13 protein-coding genes are annotated in these 24,579 nt (G+C 71.3%); 1 reads left to right on the top strand and 12 read right to left on the bottom strand.

The features are described 5' to 3' along the window. Window positions 1–74: 74 nt before the first annotated feature. Window positions 75–1,292 (top strand): vanadium-dependent haloperoxidase, encoded by a 1,218-nt coding sequence (locus tag G7043_RS50110; RefSeq protein WP_207312175.1) that lies wholly within the window; start codon window positions 75–77, stop codon window positions 1,290–1,292. Window positions 1,293–1,340: 48 nt separating this feature from the next. On the opposite strand, the gene G7043_RS35550 is transcribed toward G7043_RS50110, so the two are convergent. From G7043_RS35550 to G7043_RS35495, 12 genes are all read right to left on the bottom strand, one after another. Then, window positions 1,341–1,745, bottom strand: a complete 405-nt coding sequence (locus G7043_RS35550; protein ID WP_166053053.1) for a nuclear transport factor 2 family protein — start codon at window positions 1,743–1,745, stop codon at window positions 1,341–1,343. Window positions 1,746–1,750: 5 nt separating this feature from the next. Next, on the bottom strand, window positions 1,751–2,557 hold the full coding sequence (locus G7043_RS35545) for an MBL fold metallo-hydrolase (protein ID WP_166053052.1): 807 nt from the start codon (window positions 2,555–2,557) through the stop codon (window positions 1,751–1,753). A 15-nt stretch (window positions 2,558–2,572) separates the two neighbouring features. Continuing rightward, window positions 2,573–3,178 (bottom strand): DsbA family protein, encoded by a 606-nt coding sequence (locus tag G7043_RS35540; protein ID WP_166053051.1) that lies wholly within the window; start codon window positions 3,176–3,178, stop codon window positions 2,573–2,575. A 124-nt stretch (window positions 3,179–3,302) separates the two neighbouring features. Further along, window positions 3,303–3,797, bottom strand: a complete 495-nt coding sequence (locus G7043_RS35535; RefSeq protein ID WP_166053050.1) for a MarR family winged helix-turn-helix transcriptional regulator — start codon at window positions 3,795–3,797, stop codon at window positions 3,303–3,305. A gap of 156 nt (window positions 3,798–3,953) precedes the next feature. Then, window positions 3,954–4,955, bottom strand: a complete 1,002-nt coding sequence (locus G7043_RS48790; protein ID WP_166053049.1) for a ketoacyl-ACP synthase III family protein — start codon at window positions 4,953–4,955, stop codon at window positions 3,954–3,956. Then, a complete protein-coding gene (locus tag G7043_RS35525) occupies window positions 4,952–7,036 on the bottom strand; it encodes an ABC transporter ATP-binding protein/permease (RefSeq protein ID WP_166053048.1) in 2,085 nt (694 codons plus the stop codon). The genes G7043_RS48790 and G7043_RS35525 overlap by 4 nt, the downstream gene beginning before the upstream one ends. Then, entirely contained in the window at window positions 7,033–7,947 is a 915-nt protein-coding gene (locus G7043_RS35520) for an ABC transporter permease (protein WP_166053047.1), read from the bottom strand. The genes G7043_RS35525 and G7043_RS35520 overlap by 4 nt, the downstream gene beginning before the upstream one ends. Continuing rightward, on the bottom strand, window positions 7,932–9,413 hold the full coding sequence (locus G7043_RS35515; protein ID WP_166053046.1) for an ABC transporter substrate-binding protein: 1,482 nt from the start codon (window positions 9,411–9,413) through the stop codon (window positions 7,932–7,934). The genes G7043_RS35520 and G7043_RS35515 overlap by 16 nt, the downstream gene beginning before the upstream one ends. Beyond that, window positions 9,413–10,009, bottom strand: coding sequence for a hypothetical protein (locus G7043_RS35510; protein WP_166053045.1), 597 nt, complete (start codon window positions 10,007–10,009; stop codon window positions 9,413–9,415). The genes G7043_RS35515 and G7043_RS35510 overlap by 1 nt, the downstream gene beginning before the upstream one ends. Further along, window positions 10,009–18,126: a type I polyketide synthase gene (locus G7043_RS35505; RefSeq protein ID WP_166053044.1), complete on the bottom strand. Its 8,118-nt coding sequence runs from the start codon at window positions 18,124–18,126 to the stop codon at window positions 10,009–10,011. Before G7043_RS35505 ends, G7043_RS35510 begins: the two co-directional genes overlap by 1 nt. A gap of 30 nt (window positions 18,127–18,156) precedes the next feature. Continuing rightward, a complete protein-coding gene (locus G7043_RS35500; RefSeq protein ID WP_166053043.1) occupies window positions 18,157–19,269 on the bottom strand; it encodes a class I SAM-dependent methyltransferase in 1,113 nt (370 codons plus the stop codon). Between the two features lie 59 nt (window positions 19,270–19,328). After that, window positions 19,329–24,509, bottom strand: coding sequence for a non-ribosomal peptide synthetase (locus G7043_RS35495; RefSeq protein ID WP_166053042.1), 5,181 nt, complete (start codon window positions 24,507–24,509; stop codon window positions 19,329–19,331). Between the last annotated feature and the right edge of the window lie 70 nt (window positions 24,510–24,579).

The raw sequence follows: 24,579 nt of genomic DNA, 5'->3' as shown, positions 1-24,579 counted from the left end.
CCATGACACATCGCATTCGTGAGTCTGGAAAATTTCGCCGATTGTGCGGAGCGGCTCTGCTGACCGCGGTTTCCGTGACCGCGCCGGTGGTGTTCACCGGCACCGCGGCACAGGCCGACACAGCTCGACCCGACGCCGTCATCACCTGGAACCTCCACGCGGAGAACGCCATCCACGACGTCGCCCGGCAGTCGCCGACCGCGTCCACGCGCAGCTTCGCGATGGTGCAGGGCGCGGTGTACGACGCGGTCAACGCGATCGCCGGCACCCCGTACCAGCCTTATCTGGTCGCCCCGCGCAGCAGGCCCGGCGATTCCACCCCGGCGGCCGTCGCCACCGCGGCCTACCGCACGCTCGTCTGGCTCTTCCCGGCCCAAGCCGATTCGCTGCGCGCGCAGTACGAGAAGTCGCTCGCCGCCATCCCCGACGGGCCCTCCGAACGCGGCGGCGTCGCGGTCGGCGAAGCCACCGCCGCGGCCATGATCAACGCCCGCCGCAACGACGGCGCGTTCTCCGACGCGACCTGGCCGAGCGGCACCGCGCCGGGTCAGTGGCGGCCGGCCCCGCCGGACTTCCTCGGAGTCGGCGCCTGGTTCGCCACCCTGAAGCCGTTCGTCGTCGACCCGCGACCGCACCGCTCCCCCGGCCCGCCTGCCCTGACCAGCGCCGCCTACGCCCGCGACCTGAACGAGGTCAAGGCCCTCGGCTCGGCCACCAGCACGGCGCGCACCCCCGACCAGACCGAAGCGGCGATCTGGTGGGACGACCCGCGCCTGGTCGAGTGGGCGATCAAACGTCAGCTCGCCACCACCCACCGGCTCGGCGCTCTGGGCACGGCCCGCATGTTCGCGATGGTGGACATCACCACCGCCGACTCGCTCATCGCCTGCTACCAGGAGAAGAAGCGCTGGAGCTTCTGGCGTCCGGTGACCGCAGTCCCGCTGGCCGACACCGACGGCAACCCGGCCACCATCGGCGATCCCGCCTGGACTCCGCTGCGGGCCACCTCACCGACACCGGAATACCCCTCGGGGCACGCGTGCTTCACCGCCGCCACCACGGCCGCCCTGCGCGCGTTCTTCGGCCGCGACGACCTGTCCTTCAGCGCCCACAGCGCCGACTCCGGCACCACCCGCCGCTACCACAGCCTCTCCCAGGCCATGGCCGAGCTGGACCAGGCCAGGATCTGGGCCGGGGTGCACTACCGCTTCGCCACCAGGGACGGACATCGGCTCGGCGCCGGCGTCGCCCGTGACGTCCTCGGCCACGCGTTCGGCCCCCGCGGCAACTGACTCGGGGACCAGCCCTCCGGTCCAGGCCCACGGCCTGGACCGGAAGGGTCAGGACTGCATGGCCTCGCGGACCTTCGCGGTGTCCACGAACTGTTCGAAGCGGACGATGAGCCCGCCCCGCACGACGAAGTGGTGCGCGACGCGGACGGCGAGCGGCTTGCCGGTGGCCTTGTTGACGGCCGTGTAGCGGGCGAGCACGACGACGTTCTCGCCGTCGGCGACGTAGGTGTCGTCGTGCGCGGCCCAGTCGTCCCATTCCTCGGCCAGCTTCTCCATCACGTTGGACGTGACACCGGACGGCGTGCGGTAGGTGCCGGCGAGCGGGAAGCCCGCCATCTCCGTCCACTCCACGTCCGGGGCGAGGGTGGCGCGCAACGCGTTCAGGTCGCGGGCCGCCGAGGCGAGGTACTGACGGCGGACGACGTCGGTGGGCGCCGTGGAAGTCTCGGTCATGTCGATCAGCCCCAGGTCATTTCGCCCTTGGCGACCTTCGCGCCGATGACGGCGGCGACGACCATGCCGTGGTCCGGGTAGCGCTTGGTGAGCGCTTCGGTCAGCGAGGGGCCGTCCGCGGCGGCGGCCAGCTCCTCCTCGAAGGCGAGGAGGTACTCACGGGTGGCGATGATCGCGGAGGCGTCGGCCGGCGTTCCGGGCAGGCGATGTCCCGGCACGACGAGCTCCGGGTTCAGCGCCTCCATCTCGTCCAGCAGGTCGCGCCACGCGGCCCGCTGCTCGGGCTTGGCGGTGTCGGCGACCCAGACGTGCTCCTGCTGGAACAGCAGGACGCCGCCGAGCAGTGCCCGCTGCTCTGCCTGCCACAGGTAGTGGCGGTCGGGCAGGACGGCGCTGCCGCCCTTGAGCTCGAAGCGGTGGCCTTCGAGCGTGAGGTCGCCGGTGAGCGGCTGGAGATCGACCAGGCGGGTGGGCAGGTTGACGCCGGACGACGCCCACGCCTTCAGCTTGCCCTCGTAGGAGTGCTGGATGTGCTCGATGACGTGCGGGGTGGCCACGAAGACCGCCTCCGGGAACGCGTCGGCGACCACCTCGGCGCCGAAGTAGAAGTCCGGGTCGCCGTGGCTGATGAACACGGTGGTGAGCGTCTTGCCTGCGTCCAGCACGGCCGCGACCAGGCGGTGGCCGTCGGCCAGCGTGAACCCGGCGTCGACCAGCAGCGCCTCCTGCTCGCCGGTGACGAGCGTGGCGGTCTTGTTCAAGCTGCCGACCGGGAAGTCCAGATCGAGAACGGTGAAGTCGAGGGTGCTCATGGAAACTCCTGGGACTCAGCGGGCGGACAGAACCGAAAGGCGGTGGTCGACCTCGTCGGCGGTGGCGTGGCCACGGGCGAGCACCGTGACGCGGGAGCCGTCCACCGCGAGGAGAGTGGGATAGCCGTCGACGCCGAACGAGGCGGCACGGCGGAAGTCGTCAGCGGCCGTCGCCGAGTCGAACGCGGCGAGCACTGGCCCCGGTTCGAGCCCGGCGGCCTCCGCGACGCGCCGGTACGTGTCCGGGTCGGACAGGCTGAGCCCGTCGACGTAGAAGGCGCGCTGCAGGGCGATGGCCAGCTCGGCGGCCCGGTCGGGCGCGGCGGCGCGCAGTGCGGCGACACCGCGGGCGGCGGCCTCGGAGTCCATCACGAACTCGCCGTCCTCGATCAGCCGCTCGTAGGCGGCCCCGAACTCGGCACCGGTCAGCTCGTTGATCTTGGCGTTCGCGCCCTGAACGTAACCGAACTCGCGGATCGGCACCCGTCGAGCACCGGTGAACAAACCACCGGAGACGACCTCCACCGGGAGCTCCGGATGGCGACCGGCGACCTCGGCCAGCACCCCGGAAAAGCCGTGGGACCACCCGCAGTACGCGTCGAAGACGTAGACCAGCTTCACGGACAAGACCTCGCTTCAGGTCGTGCCCGCACCGCGCGGGCAACTACCTGACACAACAGTATCTGACTTGTCAGATATTTCCCACGCGGGGTGTTCTGCGTCATGCCCGATCAGGACGGCCCGCTCAGGACGGACGGGGAAGCAGCTCCTTCGCCGCGTGGCTGAGGATCCGCAGGTCCTCCGCGAACTGCTCGCGGTGGGCCGCGGGCAACGGCTCCACGAAGTAGCGCTTGATGTTCTCCACGTGCACCCGCGAAGCCCGCACCACGGTCTGCTCCCCCAGCTCGGTCAGCCGGACCAGCCGGCCCCGCCGGTCACCGGGATCCGCCGCCCGTTCCACCAGCCCGGCCGCCTCCATCCGGTCCACCAGCCGCGTCACCCCGCCGGTGCTGAGCACCTGTTCCCTGGCGATCGCACCCATCGGCAGTCCCGGTTCGCCCGACCGTCCCAGGATCAGCAGCACCTCGTACATCAGGTGGCTGATCCCGCACTCCACCTCGATCGCCCGCCCCAGCACGTGCTCCAGCCGGTTGGCCGCGCCCTGCAGCCGCCCGAAGGCGAGGATCAGCTCGTGCTGGGCCGCCTCTGCCGCCGTCGAGATCGGAGCCTCGTCCACCACGCGCACATCTCCCGTTCGTCGCATCGCCGCCGCCGTCCGGATCATCGTCCACGCAACGGCGAGTCCGTGGCGAAACGGGTGCTATGTCGCGGCTCGCCCAGGCGGCGGAGGACGTCGAAGTGTTTCACCGGGACGTGCGAAGTCCTTGAGGACCGGTCAGGCTCGCAACACCGCGCAGGAGAAGGTGAAGCCACCGCCGACTCCGATCAGCACCACCGTCTCCCCCGCCCCGATCGCGTTCGACCGCACCAGGTGGTCCAGCGCGTAGAGGTGGTCGACGCCGCCCATGTGCCCGAGGCTCAGCCCCAGGTCGAGCAGCGTCCGGGACGGGTCAAGGCCCAGCGGCTCGGCGTAACCGAAGCGGAACGCCGTGCGTCCGACGAACGGCGGCACCACCCAGCGTGCCTGGGCGAGACTCACTTCCGCTTCGTCCAACGCGGTGTGCACGACCTGGCGCAGACCGCGAACGTGCGCCTGCACCACCGATGCCGGTGTCCTGCCGCTGACCGCGTAGAACTCCCTGGCCAACTGTCGCAGCACCAGCGGTTCGAGCGCGGCGGGTGAAGCGGCGGCGAACTCGCGGTCGCCGCGTTGCAGGCCCTCCAAGGACGGATCGGACCACGAAGAGCACGAGAGCAACCGCAGCCGCCCGGCCCCGCGGCTGAGCACCGCGGCGGCGGCGCCGTCGCCGAGCAGGATTCCGGAGTCGAGGTTCCACCGGTCGATCGCCGGTTCCGGGAACCAGTCGGACGCGGTCACCAGGACGGTGCCGAGGTCGGGCCGTGCGGTGAGCATCGTCGCGCCCACCTCCACCGCCGCGAGTCCGCTGTTGCACAAGGCGTTCAGCTGCAGCGACAGCCCGGGGAGCGGCCCGCCGAACAGGTGGTGCGCGATCCAGCAAGAGGCGGACCAGAGGTCGAGGCCCTGAAAGCCCGCCGCCGCGTGCAGGTGCAGCCCCGGCTCCTCCGCGCCCAGGGCCTGCCGTGCGGCGTGGACGGCCATCTCCGGCGGCGGTTGTGCCGATGCGGACACCGACGTCATACCCGCCTCGGCGGCATCGGACGGCGCATAACGCCCGTCAGCCACCGCCTGCCTGATCGGGACCAGTTCCCCGTGCACGCCACCGGTTCCGGTGATCCACACGTCGTCGAACCTCACTGCCGCGTCCTCTCCACACATCGTCCGTCGACCACGTCGACCACCCGGTCCGCCTGCTCGGCGAGCACTTCGTCGTGCGTCACCAGCAGCACGGCCAACCCTGCCGCGCGTCTTCTGTTCACCAGCCCCAGCACCACTTCCGCCGTGGACCGGTCCAGCGCGGACGTCGGCTCGTCGGCGAGCAGCACGTCCGGATCGCCCGCCAGCGCCCGGACCAGGGCGGCGCGTTGCCGCTGTCCGCCGGAGCACTGACCGGGCTTGCGGGTGAGGAACTGCTCGCCGAGTCCGGCCTCGGCCAGCAGTTCCGGCACGCGTCCGGGATGTTCGCCGACCAGCCGCAGCGGTCTGCCGACCGCGTGCGCCAGTGTGTGCGCCGGGTTCAGCTCACCCGCGGGATCCTGACCCAGCAACGCCATCCGTCCGGCGAGGTGGACGTGCCCGGACAACGGATGCAGCCCCGCCAGCGCACGCAGCAACGTGCTCTTGCCTGCTCCCGAGGCCCCGACCACAGCGACCATCTCGCCGCGGCGCAGGGTCAGGCTGACCTCGCGCAGCAGGTGTTCTCCTGTGGAATGTGCCGGCACAGCGACGTTCTCCAGCCGCAGCACGACTTCACCGGGCGCGATCGCGGCGCGCGGCGCCGCTACGGGTGCGTCCGTGGCAGACCTCAGCGCGCCCGACCTCAGCTCGACGACCCGATCACACACCGAACGCGCCCACTCCAGGTCGTGGGTGACGATCACCGTCGACCGCTGCGGTGCGGCGATCTCCTCCGTCACAAGGGCTTTGGTGACCGGGTCCAGTCCGCTGGTCGGCTCGTCGAGCAGCAGGAGTGCGGGATTTCGGTGTATTGCGCGGGCGAACACGACCCTCCGAGTCTGCCCACCCGACAACGCGTGGGGACGGCGCTTCCCGATGTCCGGTGGCAGTCCGAGCCTCGCGAGCGGCGCGGAGGAACCGATCCGCCGCAACGGATCCAGCGCGGCGACCGGATCCTGCGGCACCAGTCCCACGTTCCGCCGCCGCCATCGCCGCGCCGCCGTGCTGCCGAAGGCGACGGGCGTACCGTCCAGGAAAAGTTCGCCGCCGACCACGTGTGCACCTGGCCTGACGTCACCCAACAACAATCGCAGCAACGTGGTCTTGCCGCTGCCGGAAGCACCGACGATGCCCAGCACCTCGCCACGAGCGACGGTCAGGTCGAACAGTGTGATCCCCTCGTCGGACTGCAGGACGACACCACGCAGTTCCACCAGCCCACGGCCACTCCGTGCGCTCGCCGGTGGTGGTACCCGTGCCGTCCGCCGTGCGGGAGGCACGATCCGGGCGCCGAGCAGATCCAACCCGAGCAACACCACGGTCGTCACCGCCGCCACCGCCGCGGCCGGAGCCAGCACGGACCACGGGTTGAGGACGACACCCGGCAGGTTCTCGCGGATCATCACCGCCCAGTCGGCAACCGGTGGCGCGGGCCCGAGGCCGAGCACGTGCACCGCCACCGCGAGCTGGAACGCCGCCACGATCCGCAGGCCGAGATCGGACAGCACGGTGGCCGCGACCGCAGGCAGCAGTTCGCCGACGAGGACATACGACGTACGTTCGCCTCGCACCACCGCTGCTTGCACAAATCCGGCACGTCGTAGTGGCGCCGCGGCAGCGTGCACCACACGCGCCGACAACGGCGTGCCGAGCAACACCATGCTCGCGGGCACAGCTACCCAGGACGGCAGCGTCACGGCGCACGCCAATGTCACGAGCAGCCCCGGAACGGCCAGCAGACCCGCACTCACCCGCAACACCACGCGCTCAAGCCGCGGGGACCAGGCCGCGGCCAGACCGGTGGCGGTGCCGAGCAGTCCGGCGGCGAGGCCGGAGGGCACCGCGACTGCGAGGAGGACGGAGCCGCCCGCGAGCAGACGGGACAGGACGTCGCGTCCCAGCACGTCGGTGCCGAGCAGACCGTCGCGCGTCCACGGGCCGCCCACCACCTCGGTCGGGTCGTGGGGTGCGAACAGGCCGCCGAGGAACACGAAGGTGAGCGCTAGCGTCAGGCACACGACGAGCGGCCAACCCCGCCTCACCCGGCGCCCACCCTCCGCACCACCCACACCCCAACCGCGTCCGCCACCAACACCCCGACCAACACCACCGCGGTGACCACAGCGGCGACAGCCTGAATCACCGGCGTGTCCCGCGTACTCACCGCAGAAGCGAGCAGCTGCCCCAAACCGGGATAGGCGAACACCGCCTCGACCACGCTGGTAGCGGTCAACACCCCTCCTGCAAGCACCGCGCCAGCCTGAGCGAGAGGCGGCGCCAAGTGCGGCAACACGTGCCGGAACGCCACCACGCCACCCGGCACACCCCGAAGCACCGCGTCCGCGACGAAAGGACGTGCCATCACGTCCGCCACCGGACCGCGCAGCAGCCGCGCGAGCCAGGCGGTGGCGGGCAGAGCCAGGGCGAGGATCGGCAACACCAATACTTCCGGGCGGTCCGCCGGTGTACCGCCCACCGGCACCAGCGACACCGACGGGAACCAGCCGAGCCAGGTCGCGAACACCACGACGAGACCACCGGCCAGCACCACCTCCGGCAGGCCCGCGACCACCGTCAGCGCCGCGGCACCCGCACTGCGCAGCACGATCGCCAGCGTGGTGCCGAACACCAGCGCCAGGCACCACGCCGGCACCGCGAGGTACAGCGTGGTGCCGAGCCTGGACCACAGCACCGGAGCGACCGGGCCGCCGTCGAGCAGCGATCGGCCGAAATCTCCCCGCACGGCACCGGAAAGCCAGCCGCCGAACCGCAGCCAGACCGGGTCGTCCAGGCGCAGTGCGGCACGCAACGCGGCGATGCGCTCCGGGCTCGCCCGCTGCCCGGCGGCGATCACGGCGGCGTCGCCGGGCAGCAGGTTCGTGATCACGAAAACGAGCAGGCAGACGAGCAGGAACGTCAGCGCGGCCCGCGCGATCGTCAGCGCCGCACCCACACGTCTTCCAGGAACACGCGGGCGAAACCCGCCCCGGTCGGCAACCCGTGCACAGAAGGCGAGCTGAGGTCGAGCCCGTCGCCGTATCCCCAGACGAGCCAGCCACCGTCGGCCGCCATCCGCGAGCGCAGCTGGGTCAGCGCGGCAGCTCGCCGAGAAGAATCCACAGTGGACATGGCCGAGGCGAAGGAAGCGTCAAAGCCGGGATCACGCCAGCCAGTCTCGTTGAACGCCGAACCGGACAGCGCCGTCTGCCGCACCCACACCGGGAACGGGATGTCGGTGTAGTACCCCATCGCCAGCGGTTCGACCCCGTAGGCCTGGGTCCAGTACGTCTCCGGCGGGTGCTGACGAACCTCCACCTTCAACCCGGCCGCGCCGAGCTGCTGCGCGAGCAACGTCGCCGCGCTCACCATGCCCGGATACGCCGTGGTCGTGTGCAGCACCACCGGTCCAACGGCGGCGAGCGTCGACCCAGCATCACCAGAAGACGGCGGCGGAATGTCGGTACCGCCTTGCACGTCACCGCTCGTCTTGCCGTAGCCGAGGAACACGGCGTCGACGAGCGCCTGCCGGTCGACCGCGGACTTCACCGCGCGACGGACCTCCGGCCGGTCGAACGGCGCGCGGTCCAGCCGCATCAGCAACGGGTACGCCACCGCGGCCGGGCGGCGGGACACCGTGAGCCGTCCGGTCGTCTCCGCGGTCTTGGCGGCCGCCGGGCTGACGTTCGCCGCGACGTCGACCTCACCGGAGGTGACGGCTCCCGCCAGCGCCTGCGGGTCGGCGAACCCGCGGATCTCCAGCCGGTCCAGGTGCGGACGCGGTCCCCACCACCGGTCGTTGCGGACGAGCACGGCGGCTTGTGAATCCATTGTGGACAAGCGGAACGGGCCGGAGCCGACCGGCTGGTCGAAGTTCTCCGTTCCGTCCGGCACCACGAACGTCACGCCCGCCAGCGCGGCGGGCAGTTCGGCATCGGGTTGGCTGGTGCGCAGCACCACGGTGTGGTCGCCCTCGGCCGTGGACGCGGCGATGTCCACCGTGCCGAGCCGGCCGCCGTTCTGCGCGGCCTTGGCCCCGATGCGCCGCAACGAGAACAGCACATCAGCGGCACGTACCGGACGGCCGGCGCTGAACACCGCGTCGGTGCGCAGCTCGAACCGCCACGTGGACGCGGTGGCGTCCGACGACCACGAGGTGGCCAGGCGCGGCTCCGCCTCACCGTTGCGGCCCGGCACCGTCAGCACGTCGTAGAGAGCGGCCATCCGCACCCAGTCGGACTCGTTGAACAGGCTGCCGTGCGGATCGGCCACCGCGCTGCCACCGCCCGCGGCGACGGCGCCGTAGCGCAGGGTTCCGCCGTCCACCGGCGGGCCCTGCGCCGCCCCGGTGGGCGCGGCACAACCTGCGGCCACGAGACCGAACACCGCGACGAGCGCTGTTCTCCTGGAGAACAAGGACATCAGGCACTTCCTTCGAACGAGGTCCAGTCACCGGTGAGCGTCCGGGCGACGCGCTCGGACCACTCCCTGTCGTCCACGAGATCCGTGATCAACGCGCGGACGCACGCGCCGTCGGGCAGGAGGTCGGCGACGCGCACGAGTGCGGCGGCCGCGCCACGCACGACCGTCTGGAAGCTCGCGCGGACGGTCGCGTCCACTTCTTTGCCCTGCATCTGGAAGAGGTCGAGCATGCTCAGCACCCTGAGCAACGCCGCCTGCGCGGTGAGCACCTCGATCACGGCCGCACCGATCGCCGGTTCATCCGACGACGCACGCACGAGACGCGTCGCAACACCCACCGCCACAGACGTCCGCAGTGCGGCGTCGACGAGGTCGGTGGCCACAAGCTCACGAACGAACTCGACCGCGACCGGAGGCGACGCGGCACCAAGCGCCGCGAACGCCCTCCCGTGCTGTTCCCAGCCTCGGCGACCGGGCTCCCCGAGCGAGGCACGCAGCCGAGCCAGGAGCGCGGCCCGGTCGGCGGACGGATCCGCCACGGCCGCCGCGAGCTCGACCGTCAACAACTGTTGCGTGTAAAGCCAGTTGGGCAACATCAGGCCGCACCTCCGGTCCGGCGCAGCGCGGCGGCGATCTCGTCCGCCACGTGCTTGATCGCGGGATCGGCGAGGACCGAGTAGTGGTGAGCGTCGACCTCCACCACGCGGAAGTCGCCGTGGACGTGCTCCGCCCACCCGAGGCCGGGGTCGTCGAACGAGTCGTCCACGCCCATGCCGATACGAGCATTTCGCGGTGACGGCCGACCGGCGCGCAACAGCAACACGGGCACCTCATCGTCCAACGCGGCTGCTTCATGCACGCCCAACGCGTTCAGGTGCCGCCCGAACACCTCAAGACGGACGGGTGTCGTCGTCACGCCACGGTCGGCGAGAAGCGCTTCCAGTTCGTCCGCACCGCGTCCGGTGCCGCAGTCGAGCTCGAGGAAGGCCTCCAGCGACCGCAGGTACCGCAGCCTCATCTCGTCCTCGGTGCGCTCCTCGTCCAGACCCTCCAGCGCGACGATCCGCTCCGGGCTGTTGGAGTCGATCATCACCAGCAGCCCGACCTCGGCCCCGTCCTCCCGCAACGCCCGCGCGAGCTCGTGCCCGACCGTGCCGCCCATCGACCACCCGCCGAGGTAGTAGGGGCCTTCGGGTTGCCACGCCCGCACGACGTCCCGGTACCGGCGCACCATCTCGGCGATCGACTCGGGTCCGGCGCGCCCGGCGAGACCGGGGTCGGCCAGGCCGATCACGGGGTTCGGCACCTGCAGCTTCCTGGCGAGGTCCGCATAGCACAGCACGTCACCGCCGGACGGGTGCAGCAGGAAGAGCGGCGGTCCATCGCCGTCCCGCAGCGGCACCGCGATGTCCCGCTCGCGCAGGGCCTCGGCGAGCCCGGCCGGAGTCGGTGCGGCCAGGAACGTCCGCGGCGGGGCACTCAGCCCGTGCTCACGGGAGAGTCGGCCCAGCATCCGCACCGCGAGCAGCGAATCGCCGCCCAGCGCGAAGAAGTCGGCAGATCGATCCACGTGGGACAGTCCGAGCAGGTCCGCCCAGAGCGTCGTGATCCGCCGTTCGAGATCGTCACGGGCGGGACCGGAGTCGACCGGCAGCACCGAGCGCGGTGCCGTGGCGACAACGGTCTCGCGGGTCGGCAGCTCGATCACGTCCTGCCAGCCCAGACCCGCCGCCAGTTCGCGCACCATGCCCACGACTTCGGTGAACAACCGGTCGACGACGTCCGCGCCGAACAGTTCCTCGACCACGGCGACGTTGAGCACCAGTTCGCCGCGCAGCTCGAACACCCTCAACTCCAGGTGCACCTGCGGTGTGCGGATGTGCTGCACGTAGTCGGAGATGTCGACCTGCCCGAGCGGACCGGCGAAGAACGGGCGTTCCCCGCCGAGCGCCGCGTCCAGGCCGAGCGTGCTCTGGAAGACCACGGGAGCCACCGGCCGCCGGCTGCCACGCAGGCGAGCCAGCTCCCGGGACACCTCCACCCCGCTCACCAGGTTGTGCGCCAGCGAGTCGGCCATCTCGGCCCGCACCGCCGCGGCGAGGTCCGCGAAACGGCCCGACGCCGGCAGGTCGATCGACAGCAACGCCGTCGAGGAGAACGCGCCCATCATCCGGTCCACGTCCGGGTGCAGCGGCAACCTGTTGGCCTGCAAGCTGTTCAGCAGGAACCTGCGCTCGCCGGCGAGGCGGGCGAGCACGATCGCGTACACCGTCAGCACAGCGGCGGTGGGCGTGACCTCGTGGGCCGCACAGCGTTCCCGCAACGACTCCCAGTCACCCTCGGACAGGCGCGTTTCTCGCGCAGCCATCGAGGACACGTCGACCGCGTCCGGCTCGGCCCGCATCGGCAGCGCCGGAGCCTGCGGCAGCTGGGCGAGCCGGTCGGTCCACCACCGCTGGTCGGCCTGCCACGACTCCCCCGCACGTGCGTTGTGCAACGACGTCACGTAGTCGCCGAAATCGATCATCAACGGCGGCAGGACGGCGTTGGGTTCGGCGAGGTAGGTGAGCAGTTCCCGGTCGAACACGCCCGCGGACCACCCGTCGACGGCCAGCAGGCTGAAGGCCGTGTGCAGCCGCGCCGCGCCACCGGGCAGCAGGGTGAGCCTCATCTCGACCGGAGGACCGGTCACCGGGTCCGGGCCCGACGTGCTCATCTCGTGCCGGACGCGGGCCACCTCGGCCGCAGTGACCTCGGCCGTGGCCTCCCGCAGGTCCAGCACCTGCGGGACCACCGATGTACTCGGATCATCGGCGCTCAGGACGCGTTGCGTGCCGTCGGGCGACACCCGCAGCCGCAAAGCGGGCTGATGCGCGATGACCCGGCGCAGCGCGTCGGCCAGTGCCGCGGGAGCCCGTTCGGCGTCCACATCGGACAGTGCCACGTCGGTGCAGACGTGCGCGGACGAGTAGGAGAGCTCCCACTCCCCTTGCTGGCCCACGAAGTAGGCCTGTTGCAGCGGCAGCAGACCGAACGGCGCGGCGGGGTCGAGCCGCCTGTTCACCGTGATGTCGAGGGCGCGGCGCCGGGCTCCCTGGCCTCCCCGCGACGTCACCAGCTCCACCAGTTCGGCCAGCGTCAGCTCCGCGCGGATGTCGGTGAGCGCCAGCACTACGTCGAGCCGCTGCCGGATGACCGAAGCCATGCGGACCACCAGCAGCGAGTCACCGCCGAGGCCGAGGAACGACACGTCGGCGGGCACGGCGTCCGGGTCGAGGCCGAGCAGTTCGGCCCAGATGCCGCGGAGCTCGTCGAGCAAGCCTTCCGGCTTCTCCAGCACCGGTCCCGCGCTGACATCACTCCACGTCTCCGGCGTGCCGGCCAGTTCGGTCAGCCACGCCACGTACGCCGCGAAGGCCGCGTCGGCCTGCTCCGCGTCGAGCGACGTCTCGGCGACGTCCCACTGCAGCACCAGATCGCCCCGGTGCTCGTAGGCCTGGTGGTCGAGCCACACCTGGGGCGTCTGGCTGACGCCGAACCCCACGGGCCCCAGCCATTCGTGGTCGTGCGGCTCGCCACCGAGACGGTCGAGCCCGAGCATGCCGGTGAACACGACCGGCACGTTGCGCTGCTGCCCGGTCCGCCTGGCCTGCTCGGCGAGCACCTCCAGGCCGGAGAACGCCCGGTGGTCGAGATCGTCGAACAACCGCTCCTGGGCTGCCCGCACGCGGTCGGCGAAGGTCGCGAGCCCACGCCGGTCGCTCTCGAAGAGCAGCAACGACGAGAACTCTCCGACGACCTTGGTGACGTCGGGGTGCACCTCGGGCCGATCGAACACGGTCAGCGTGAGACTGAAGTGGTCGGTTTGCGACCAGTGTGCGAGCACGTCGGAGTACGCGGTCAGCAGCACGGCCGTCGGTGTGACACCGAGTTTCGCCGCCGTGGCCCGCACGGTGTCCCACAAAGGTGCGGCCAGTCGCGCGGCGCGACGTCCGAACCGGGGCGGCCCGTCCGCGGCACGCACTGGCAGAGCCGGCGCGGGAGGCAGGTCGTCCAGGCGACGGGACCAGTAGCCGGCGGCGCGGTCATCGCGTTCGGCGTGCAGGCCCTGGACGCATTCGGCGAACGTCGTGCCGATCGCAGGCAGCTCGGCCTCCGGGTTCTCGTACAGCGCACGGAGTTCGCGGTCGAGGATCAGGTAGCTGGCCGAGTCGCAGACGAGCACGTCCACGGAGACGAGCACGCGGTGGCCTCCCTGCGGCAACCGGACGGCGTGGACTTCGATCAACGGCCAGCGTCCGGGATCGGCGACGCGGTGCGACAGCCGGTCGCGCAACGCCTCGAACTCCGCCTCGTTGCGCGGTTCGTGCACCGGCACCACGTAGGTCGGCACCTCCGGCAGCACGAGGTTCCGGCCGTCGGCGGTGATGACGCTGCGCAGCATCTCGTGGCGGGCGATCAGCTTGTTCCACGCGGTTTGGTACCGCTGCACGTCCAGTTCGGCGCAGTCGTGTTCGAGGTAGAAGTGGCATCCCACCTCGCCGAGCGCGAACGCCGAGGACCTGCCGAGCCAGTAAGCGTGCTGGACGCGGGTCAGCGGGAACGGCTCGGAGGACGGCCTCGATTCGGTTGTCGCAGGTGCGACACGCTCGGCGCTCGCCTCCGCCGTACCGATCAGTTCCGCGAGACCCGCGACCGTCGGCCGCGTCAGCAGGTCGCGCAACCGCAGCTCGACGCCGTGGTGGTCGCGCAGGCTGGCCAGCACCCGTGTGGCGAGCAGCGAATGCCCGCCCAGCGCGAAGAAGTCGTCGTCCCTGCTCGTGACCGGACGTCCGAGCGCCTCCCCGAGGACCTCGGCGACCAGCCGTTCCGCCGGGGTGGACAGGCCGGCGCCACCCGATGCGCCCCGGATCTCGCGTTGTGCGATCGCCAGCGACCGGGTGTTGAGTTCGGCCGGGGACACCGCGATCTGCCGCGGAGCGACTCCTGCCAACGCCAGCGCGCACACCCTCAACAGCGCCCGGACCGCGTCCGGGGCGTCCAGCGCGTGCCGCATGGTGATCTCCGCCGCGGCTTCCCGTTCGAGTGCGGTGCCGAAGCGCCAGCGGTCCCAGTCCACGGCCACCCAGGCCGGGTCACCGGTGGCGAACCCGTCGAGGAAGCGGCTCGCGGCGACGTACGCGCCGAGGCCGAAGCCGCCGATCGTGCCCGCGGCCGAGGACATCAGCACCACGGCTCGCGGACGAACGTCCTCGGCGAGCGACTCGATCGCCGCGCGGAGGTTGACGGCGCCGCTCTCCTTGGGAGCGAGCGTGTCCCTCGCCACGCGTTCGTCCATTTCGGACAACGCGGCGAGCTCGACGAGGACGGGAGCGTGGATCACGACGTCGATCCGGCCGTGCCGCGCGGTGACGTCGGCCAGCAGGTCACGCAATTGCTCGGCATCCGTGACGTCCACCGACGGGGTTCCGCTGCGAGAAGCCAGCACCACGTGGGCGCGTCCCCGCAGTTCCTCGGCGACCGCGCGGCCGACTCCGCCGGTGCCGCCGGTGATCACCACGACGGCGTCGTCCGGCAGGTCCGGCACGGGTGCGGGCTGCCACGGTTCCCAGTGGCGCACCCACCGTTCGCCGTTGCGCAGAGCCATTTCCCACGCGTTGTTGCCGTCGTTGTCCACCAGGTCGGCGGTCTCCGCCAGCACTGCCGCCAGTGCCGCGGCATCAGGCTGATCCGCGGCCACGTCGAGCGTGCGCCATCTCAGGCCGGGGATCTCCTGGGCGAGCACCCTCGGCAGGCCGCGGACACCGGTCGCGACCGGGTCCACCACCTCGTCGCCCAGGACCCGTTCGCCGCGCACGGTGAGCTGCACCAGCGGTTTGTCGCCGAACCGGCCGTAGCCCAGCACCGCTTCGTGCAGTGAGGTCCCGTGATGGACAGCGATCACCGCTTCGGCTTCGTCGACCTCGCCCACCAGGTCACGCAACGCCTCTGCCCACGGACCGTCGCCCACCACGGCCCAGCGCCGACCGGGGTTGGCCACCAACGGCGTGAGCCTGCGCCACGACGGCAGCTGCAGAGGCTCGATCGTGTCCGGTTCGACGGTTTCAGGCCCGACGAGCACCGATCGGGTCGTGCGGGGCTCGACCCAGTAGCGCTCGCGTTCGAACGCGTAGCCCGGCAGCGGCACGCGGGCCCTGCGTCCGGTATGAGTGGCCGCCAGGTCGACCGGCACACCGTGCGCCCACAGCGTGCCGACGGATTCCAGCATCGCCGCCCGGCCGTCGACGTTCTCGTCAGCGCGGGCGCAGGTGGTCACCGCCGCCCGCACGGACTGGCGACGCGCGGCCAGTGAGGCGATCATCCCGCCGGGACCGCACTGCACCAGCACGGCGTCCTCGTGGCCCAGTGCCGTGTCCAGTGCGTCCGCGAACCGCACGGTCGCGCGGAGGTGACGAACCCAGCGCTCCGGGTCCGCGAGGTCGGCCTCGCTCGCGACCTGACCGGTGACCGTCGTGACGAGATCGACGGTGGTGGGGTGGGTGACCAGGCCCCGCGCCACCTCGCTCAGCAGTGGCATCGCCGGCTCCACCAGGCGGGAGTGCGCGGCGACGTCGACGCCGACGACGTGCGCCTGCACGCCCTGCGCAGCAAGGGTTTCGCGTAGTTCCGTGATCACGGAGACCGGTCCGGACAAAGCGCAGGAGTCGGCCGCGTTGATCGCCGCGACGTCGAGGTCGGGGTACTCGGCCAGCAGAGCGCGCACGTCGTCCTCGCCGAGCGGCACCGACAGCATCGCCCCGCGTGGCAACGTCTCCATGAGCTTCGACCGGGCCGCGACCAGCCGTGCGGCGTCCTGCCACGACAACGCTCCGGCCGCCACCGCCGCCGCGTACTCACCGACGCTGTGGCCGAGCACGACGTCCGGCCGCACACCCCAGGTGGCGAGAAGTTCCGTCGTGGCAACCGAAGCGGTGAACAACGCGGGCAAGCCGATGCGCGGGCTGCGCGCGTCCGCCGTCGCGGCCGGGTCGAGCAGCACGGTGCGCACATCACTGCCGATCAACGGCAACAGGAACTCGGCGATGTCGTCCACGACGCCCGCGAACTCGGGTTCGTCGTGGTAGAGCGACGACGCCATGCCGGCGAACTGCGCTCCACCGCCGGGGAACGCGAACACGATCCGCGGCGGCGTGCCGGCGGCCTCGGTCACCGTCGCCCGCCGCAACGCCTCGGCCGGATCAGCCTTGGATTCGACGGCCACCGCGATCCGGTGTGTCATCTCCCGGCGACCGGTCGCCAGCGTGTACGCCATGTCCTCGAGCGGCGCCGACGATGCCAGCGACGACGCCGTGTCCCGGCACGCACGGGCGGTCGCCGCGGAGACCACGACCAGCTGCGCGCGCTCGTCCGGATCGATCGCGGGCGCGGAGGGCGCCTCCTCCAGGACCACGTGACAGTTGGCGCCTCCCATGCCGAACGAGCTCACGCCCGCACGACGCAGGCCCGCGTCCCAGCGTTCGCTGCGCTCGACGAGCCGGAACGCGGAGCCTTCCAGTCCCAGCTCGGGGTTCGCCGGACTCGAATGCAACGACGCCGGCAGCACGCGGTGCCGCAACGACTGCACGACCTTGATCAGGCCCGCGATGCCCGCGGCCGAGTCGGCGTGCCCGATGTTGCCCTTGACCGACCCCAGTCCGCACCACGGCCGGTCGGCATCGCCGAACACCCGGCGCAACGCCCGCACCTCGATCGGGTCACCGAGCACGGTTCCGGTGCCGTGTCCCTCCACATAGGACACGGATCCCGGATCGACACCGGCGACGGCGAGCGCCTCGGCGATGGTGCGCGCCTGGCCTTCCGGCGAGGGAGCGGTGAAGCCCGCCCGGTCGGCGCCGTCGCTGCCCACCGCCGACCCGAGCACGACCGCGTGCACGTGATCGCCGTCGGCGAGCGCGTCGGAAAGCCTCCTGAGCACGACAACACCCGCGCCCTGGGTGAACACGGTGCCACGGGCGTCCGCCGAGTAGGGCCGCGTGTGCCCGTCCGACGAGAACGGCCCGTCCGGCACGTGCAGGTAGCCGAGCCCTTGCGGCACCCGCAGCGAGGTCCCGCCCGCCAGAGCCGTGTCGCACTCCCCCGCGAGCAATGCCTGCGCCGCGACGTGCACCGCGACCAGCGACGTCGCGCACGTGGCGCCCACCGCCACCGCAGGACCGGTGAGCCCGAGCCGGTGTGCGGTGCGCAGTGGCAGGTAGTCCGCGACGTTGGCGGTGTGCAGACCGAGGTTGCCCGCCGGGTCCGCACCGCCGAGCGGGTCGAAGCGATGCCCGAGGTTGGTCATCAGGTACGCCGACAGCGCCGCGCCCGCGAACACGCCGGTGACGTCCTCGGAGCCGATGCGCCCGGCGTGTTCCAACGCGTGCCACGCGCACTCCAGGAAAACCCGCTGCTGCGGATCGAGGAGCTCCGCCTCCACCGACGACAGGCCGAACGGCGCCGGGTCGAACCGGTCGTGGTCGTCCAGCAGACCCCCGACCGGCACGTAGGACGGATTGCGGCGCAGGCCGGCGGGAACATCGCGGCGCGCGAGCTCGTGGTCGGTGAACCGGGTGAGCGTTTCCTTGCCGTCGACGAGGTTGCGCCAGAACGCGTCGGCGTCCGGCGCACCGGGAAAGCGGCAGGCGAACCCGACGACCGCGATGGACTCTTGCACTGTGGTACTCCCAGAAAGGCGTGAAACTGCTTAGGCCGTCGCGATGAACACGTGCTGCCCGATCCGGGTGAGCGGATGGTCGGCCTCCGGCACCGCGAAGGCCTCGCGGAACTCCGCGCTTTCGAGCTCGCTCAACCACTCCTGCCGCGACGGGAAGATCCGGTCGGTGCCCCGCCGGAAGTCCTCGAAGTCGGCGTCCGGGCTGCTCGCCGGCGGTGACATGAGGAACTGCATCGAGGTCATCAGCTGGTAGTGGTCGCGGCAGGTCTCGATGAACACCAGCAGCCCACCCGGCGCGAGCAGCTCGCGGAGCCCACCCAGCACCCGGCCGGCGTGGCGCGCGTTGTGCAGCACGTTCGCCGCCAGCACCACGTCCATCGAGTGAGCCGGAATCTGTTGCTCAGCAGCGTTGATGTCGAAGATCCCGTAGCGAATCCTCGACCCGAACCGCTCCTCGGCGACGGTGAGGAAGTAGCGCGTCACGTCGGTGAACAGGTAGTCGACGCCCAACCCGTCCAGCTCGGGCAACACCTCGGCGGTCGTACCGCCCACCCCCGCGCCGACCTCCAGCACCTTCGCGGGGTGGTGACGCTGGCGCACGAAGTCGCGGATCACCGCGGCGGCGGCCTGGTTCGTGTACCTGCTGGCCAGGTTGCGCCGGTACACGTCGTCGGCCACGTCCAGGTCGTCGCCGGCGAACAGCAACGCCTGCAACGAGATCGCGTCGGTGAGCAGGTCCGGCAGGTATGCCGCGGACTGCTGGAAGAACCTCGTGAGCCCAGGTCCGTGCGCGAAACCCCTTGCTGCGGCGTCGAGTCCTGCGAGAGCACGCTCGACCTCGGCGGCTTCCACCGCACGCAGGTCCCGGTACCGGCCGTCGGCCAGCGTGATCATGTTCTCGCGCAGGAGCACCGCGAGCCACCTGCGCACGATCCGGTGGTGGCGCGGGGCCGCTTTCGTCGCGGCGAGCACGTCTTGAAGGCTGTGGGTGGCAGCGGGATCCGGGAACAGGCCGGACCGGCGCAGTGTGAAGGCGATGACCAGCAACGCGGCCTCGTCCAGCCGGTCGGCCAGCGCGCCGAGCCCGGCCAGGTCGGCCGACGCGACCGCGTTCTCTCCGGCCGCCGACGCTGCATCCCGCAACGCATTGATCATGGGACCGCCGTTCCCGGACGCCGATACCGCTTCCCCGACGTGATTTGTCACGAGACCGCCGCCCCCGAACGCCGTCCCGCCACCCGAGCGGTCCGCCTACGCCCGCGGTCACGGGCGGCGGCGACGAGCGAATCCTCGGTGTCGCCACGCCCGCGGTCACCGAGGTGGGCCGCCAGCGCGCGGATCGTCGGGTGCGAGAACAGGTCGAGCACCGTCAACTCGGGCGCGCACGTGCTCCGCAGCACCCGATGTGCCTGCACGAGCAGCAACGACGTGGCGCCGAGCTCGAAGAACGTGCGGGTCCGCTCCAACTCGCTGCCCGGCCTGCCGAGCAGGCCCCCGAGCACGTCCGCGATCGCTGCTTCCGTTGCGGGATCGGCTTCCTGACGCGGCCGCGCTACCGGGCGGCGACGTGCGACGTGAGCGCGCGGCCGAAGACCGTCGGCCGGCGTGGGTGTGTGCCAGGCTTCCGCTGCCACCAGACCGGTGACCAGGCTCGTGTACGCGGCGAACAGGCGGTCGAGGTAGCCGGCGGGGAAGGCGTCGTCGACGCAGTCCCAGTTGATCCGCAGCGTGCCCTCGTGCTCGAAGACCTGGCAGTCCAGCACGACGTGCGGCGTTTGGCTGATGGCGTAACCGGTGCGGCCGAAGCCCTCCAGCAGCTCGGACGCGTCCGAGCCGGTGCTCCCGATGCCGCTCGAGAACACCACCGGGAGCAGGACCTGCCTGCCGCGCCGAGCCGTGAGCTGCCGCAGGACGACGTTGCCGTGCACACCGGCGCTGTGCTCCAGGTCAGCCCACAGCCGGGTCTGCTGGGCCTGGGCCCTGTCCAGGAACGAGCCGCCGACAGCGAACATGTCGAGCAGCAACGTCGACGTGTAGTCACCGATCACGCCCTCGTGTCCGGCGGGCCGGTCGAACGCCGTCATCACGAGGGTGAAGCGGTCACCCGCTCCCCCGGCGCGCAGGACGTCGCCCAGCGCCGACACGAGCAGGCCGGCAGGGGTGAGCCCGTGGGTGCGGGCACGTTCACGCAGCGCGGTCCACGTCGCGGAGTCCAGCACGTGACGGCGCCTGCGGAACCTGACCGCGCCGGCAACCGGGACCCGCAACGGGAGGTCCGGGCCATCGGCGAGCTGTTCGGCGGCCTGGCGCCAGTAGCTCAGCGACCGCTCGTCCGCCTGTTGTGGCTTACCTGCCCACTCTTCGAACGTCACGTCCGGTGCTGCGGGCAGTCGCGCCGGATCCTCATAGGCGGTCACGAGTTCGCGCACGAGGATCACCGCACTCCGCGCGTCGCAGAAGAGCAGGTCGAGTCCGAAGTGGACACGGGACGTGCGCTCGGTGAGCCTGCTCACCGCCAGGTGCAGCATCGGTTCGCGGTGCGGGTCGAGCACTCGATGCGACCGTTCCTCCCGTACCCGCGCCAACGTTTGCTCACGCTGGTGCGGGCCGAGCTCGCGCAGGTCGAGCACCTCGATGGACGGCGTCAAGGCCGTCACCCGCTGCAGCGTCTCCTCCGTCACCGCCGCCCGCAGCATCGGATGCCGGGCCACCACCGCGCGCAGCGCGTTCTCCAGGCGGGCCACGTCGAGGTCGGACACGTCGGCCTCGGTGTAGTAGTGCGGCGCGACCGGGCTTCCGAGCCAGTCGTCCGCCCGGCCGACGAGGTAGGACAGCTGCATCTCGGTGAGCGGGAAGCCGTCCGACTGCTCCGGCGACGGCATCGTCTGGCGTGACCAGTCGTGGAGTTCGCGCAGCCAGCGGGCGGCCTCGGTAAGGGCGTCCGCGAGCTTCAGCGCCGCGTCTGGGAGGCGCACCTCCGGAACCCGAACGGGTTCCACCGGCGGTGAGACGGGCGCGGACAGCGATCGAACGAGGGCATCGACCGTCGGGTGGGCGACGAGATCGCGGAACGCGGGCCGGACGCCGTTCAGATCCTCCACGGCGTTCGCGATGCGCACCACGTCCAACGAGGTCGCGCCCGCGGCCACCAGTCCGACGGAGAAGTCCGCCTGCGACCCCAGCACCTCGCGCACGATCGCCTCGACGGGGTGCGCGGAAGGAACGGAAGCCTTGGCGCGGAACGGGTTCGGCAGCGCCTTGTGGTCCACCTTCCCGTTCTCCGTCACCGGCAACGACTCGTGCCACACGAACCGCGAGGGGATCATGTAGTCCGGAAGCTTCCGGCCGAGCGCGGCGGCGAGCACGCGGTCGGCGTCCGGAAGCGGGGTGTTCAGTGCGACGTGGGCGATCAGCCGCGGCCGTTCGTCGGGTCCCGGCACGACCGCGGCGACGGCCTGCCGCACCTCGGACAGGCGGTCCAGCGCCGACTCGACGTCACCGAGCTCGATCCGGTGGCCGCGCACCTTCACCTGACGGTCGGTGCGACCGAGGAACTGGATCTCCCCGTCGGCACGCCAGCGCCCGAGATCCCCGGTCCGGTACAGCCTCTCGCCGAGCACGGGGTGAACGGCGAACCGCGCGGCGGTCTGCGGCTCGTCACCGATGTACCCGCGGGCCACCCCGGCACCACCGATGAACAGCTCGCCCGGTGTGCCGACCGGACAGGGGCGTCCGTCGTCGTCCAGCACGTAGAAGGTCTGGTCCCGCAGCGCACGGCCGTAGGGAACGCTCGGCCATTCCGGATCGACGGCACCGATCTCGTAGGTGATGGACCAGATGGAGGCCTCCGTGGCACCTCCGAGACTGCGCACGTCCACGCCGGGCACCAACGCGCGCAACCGGTCGGGCAAGGTCACCGGGATCCAGTCACCGGAGAGCATCACCAACCGCAGCGAGCGGAGCAGGCCGGCGCAGACCGGGTCCGCCTCCGCGTACTCGACGAGCATCTCCAGCAGCGCGGGCGCGGTGTTCCACACCGTCACGCGGTGCGCGCCGATGAGTTCGCACCAGTGCTGCGGGTCGCGTTGCCGGGCGGCATCGGGCAACACCATCGCGCCGCCCGCGCCCAGGACTCCGAAGATGTCGTAGACCGAGAGGTCGAAGCTGAGCGCGGACAACGCGAGCACGCGGTCCGCGGCCGTGATCGCGAACCTGTCGGTGATGTCGTCCACGGTCGTGCGCGCCTGCCGGTGCTCGATCGCGACGCCCTTGGGCACGCCCGTGGAACCCGAGGTGAAGATGACGTAGGCCAGATCGTCGGGCGCGGCTTGCCGCGTGATGTCGGCGGAGAGCGATTCCACCGGCCGTCCAGAACTGTCCACTTCGGATACGGCGAGACCATCGGGCAGCCCGATGTCCGATCCCGCCGGCACAATCGCGTGCCGGATCGCCGCCCGCTCACACACTGCCTCGATGCGAACGGCAGGCCAGCCCGGATCAACCGGGACGTAACCCGCGCCGCAGCGATGCACCCCGAGCACCGCGGCCACCTGAGCCACACCCTTCGGCACGGCCACGAGCACCAGCTCCCCGGCCTTCACCCCGGACGCGACCAAATGGCGCCCCACCTCATCAGCCGCACGCGCAAGACCTTCGTGGGTGATCACGTGCGCTCCGCACAACAACGCGGGCGCGTCCGGCACCGCAGCCTGGCGCAACGGCGCGTCGAGCAATGGTCCGCAGTCCCCGAACGGTGCGACGTCCAGCGGTTGCAGCCGGTCGAACGACGGATTCCAGCCGAGATCCGGAGCGGTCCACAGCTCCGGCTCCCCGGCGAGCGAGCGGAGCAGCAGAGCCTGGGCCGCGGTCAGCCCGTCGAGGAAACCCGGCGGGAAGGCGGCGTCCAGCGCGTCCCACATCAGGCGCAGCTCACCGTCCTCCTCCCACACCAGATGGTCCAGCAGCACCTGAGGTGTCTGGGAGACACCGAAAGCCTCGGTGCCCAACCATTCCGCCGGTCGGCCGCCGTCACCGATGCCGACACCGGAGGTGAAGACCACGGGGTGGCCGCTGGTGCCGAGGCCGTCACCGCGCCGGGCGGCCAGTTCGCGCAGCACTTCGACGCCGGCGAACGTCCGGTGGTCGATGGCGGTCCACAGTTCGGCGTTGACCTCGCGGGCCAGCGACGCGAAGCCGTTCCACGTCAACGGGTCCACTCCGGTCAACGGCACCAGCGCGGTGGTCGTGAAGTCACCGACGAGGTGTTCGGCGCCGGGCACGTCCTCCGGCCGGTCGAACAGTGTCGTGTTGACGCTGAACCGCTCACCCGCTCCCCACCGGGACAGCACGAGCCCGAACGCGGCGAGCAGCACGGCGGTCGGGCTGACACCGTGTGCTGCCGCGGTGGCCCGAATCTGGGACCACTCGGCCGCCGTCAACCGCTGGGAACGGCGGCGGAACCGCGGTGCGCCGGTGAACTCGACCGTCGGCAGCGCGGGAGCGGGCGGGAGGTCCGCGAGCCGGGCCAGCCAGTGCTGCCGGTCGCGTTCTCGCCGTTCCCGCCGCACCGGATCGGTCTCCCGGTGCGCCACGATGTCGAGGAACCCGGCGGAGGACACGGGTAGCGCCGCCTGCGGATCGGCCACGAGCGCACCCCACTGGCTCATCAGGAGCCGCCAGCTCGTGAAGTCCAGCACCAACACGTCGAAACCGGCGCACAACCGGATGCCACCGCCGGGCAGCGTCACGGCGTGCAGGTCGAACAACGGCCATTCGTGCGCGGGACGCACCTGGTGGGAGCGCTCTTCCCGCAACGCGGCGAGAGCACGCTCGGCTTCGGCGGCCGTCATGGCGGTCAGATCCGTGCGACCGATTCGGTAGTGCGCAACGGAGGGGTGTTCCCGTTGCCTGCCATCACGTCCGATCGTCGTGCGCAGCATCGGGTGGTGGGCGACGAGCCGGTTCCAGGCCTTCTCCACCGCGTCGAGATCGACATCGGGGCCCAGGTCGTACTCGTGGTACCAGAACGTGGCGACGCCGCCGAGGGTGAAGTCGTCGCCGCGGCCGGCCCAGTACGCGGCCTGCACGGCGGTGAGGCCGACGACGTCACCCGGTGACACGGACGGCACCACCGCGACCGCCGGACGATCCGGCACCACGGCGTTCTCCAACGCTGCCAGGACGTCCTGGGCCGGACGGTCACCCAGGAAGCTGGTGAGCGGCAGTTCGACACCGGTGCGCGCGGCCACCAACCGGCGCAGGCGCAGCGCCGCGAGCGACTCCACCCCCAGTTCCGCGAACCGTCGCGAGAGGTCGACGTCGTGCGCCGGCAAGCCGATCAGCTCGGCGACGAGTTCTCGGACCAACGTCTCAGCGGAGGGCATTCAGACTCCAGAACGTGAACGACCAGGCCACCCGGCCGGGTACCTCACCCACCCTTGTCGACAACGACAA

Source organism: Lentzea alba (assembly GCF_011067745.1).
Lineage (GTDB): Bacteria > Actinomycetota > Actinomycetes > Mycobacteriales > Pseudonocardiaceae > Lentzea > Lentzea alba.
The sequence above is the reverse complement of the archived record's forward strand: the minus strand, read 5'-3'. Positions and strand labels throughout refer to the sequence as shown.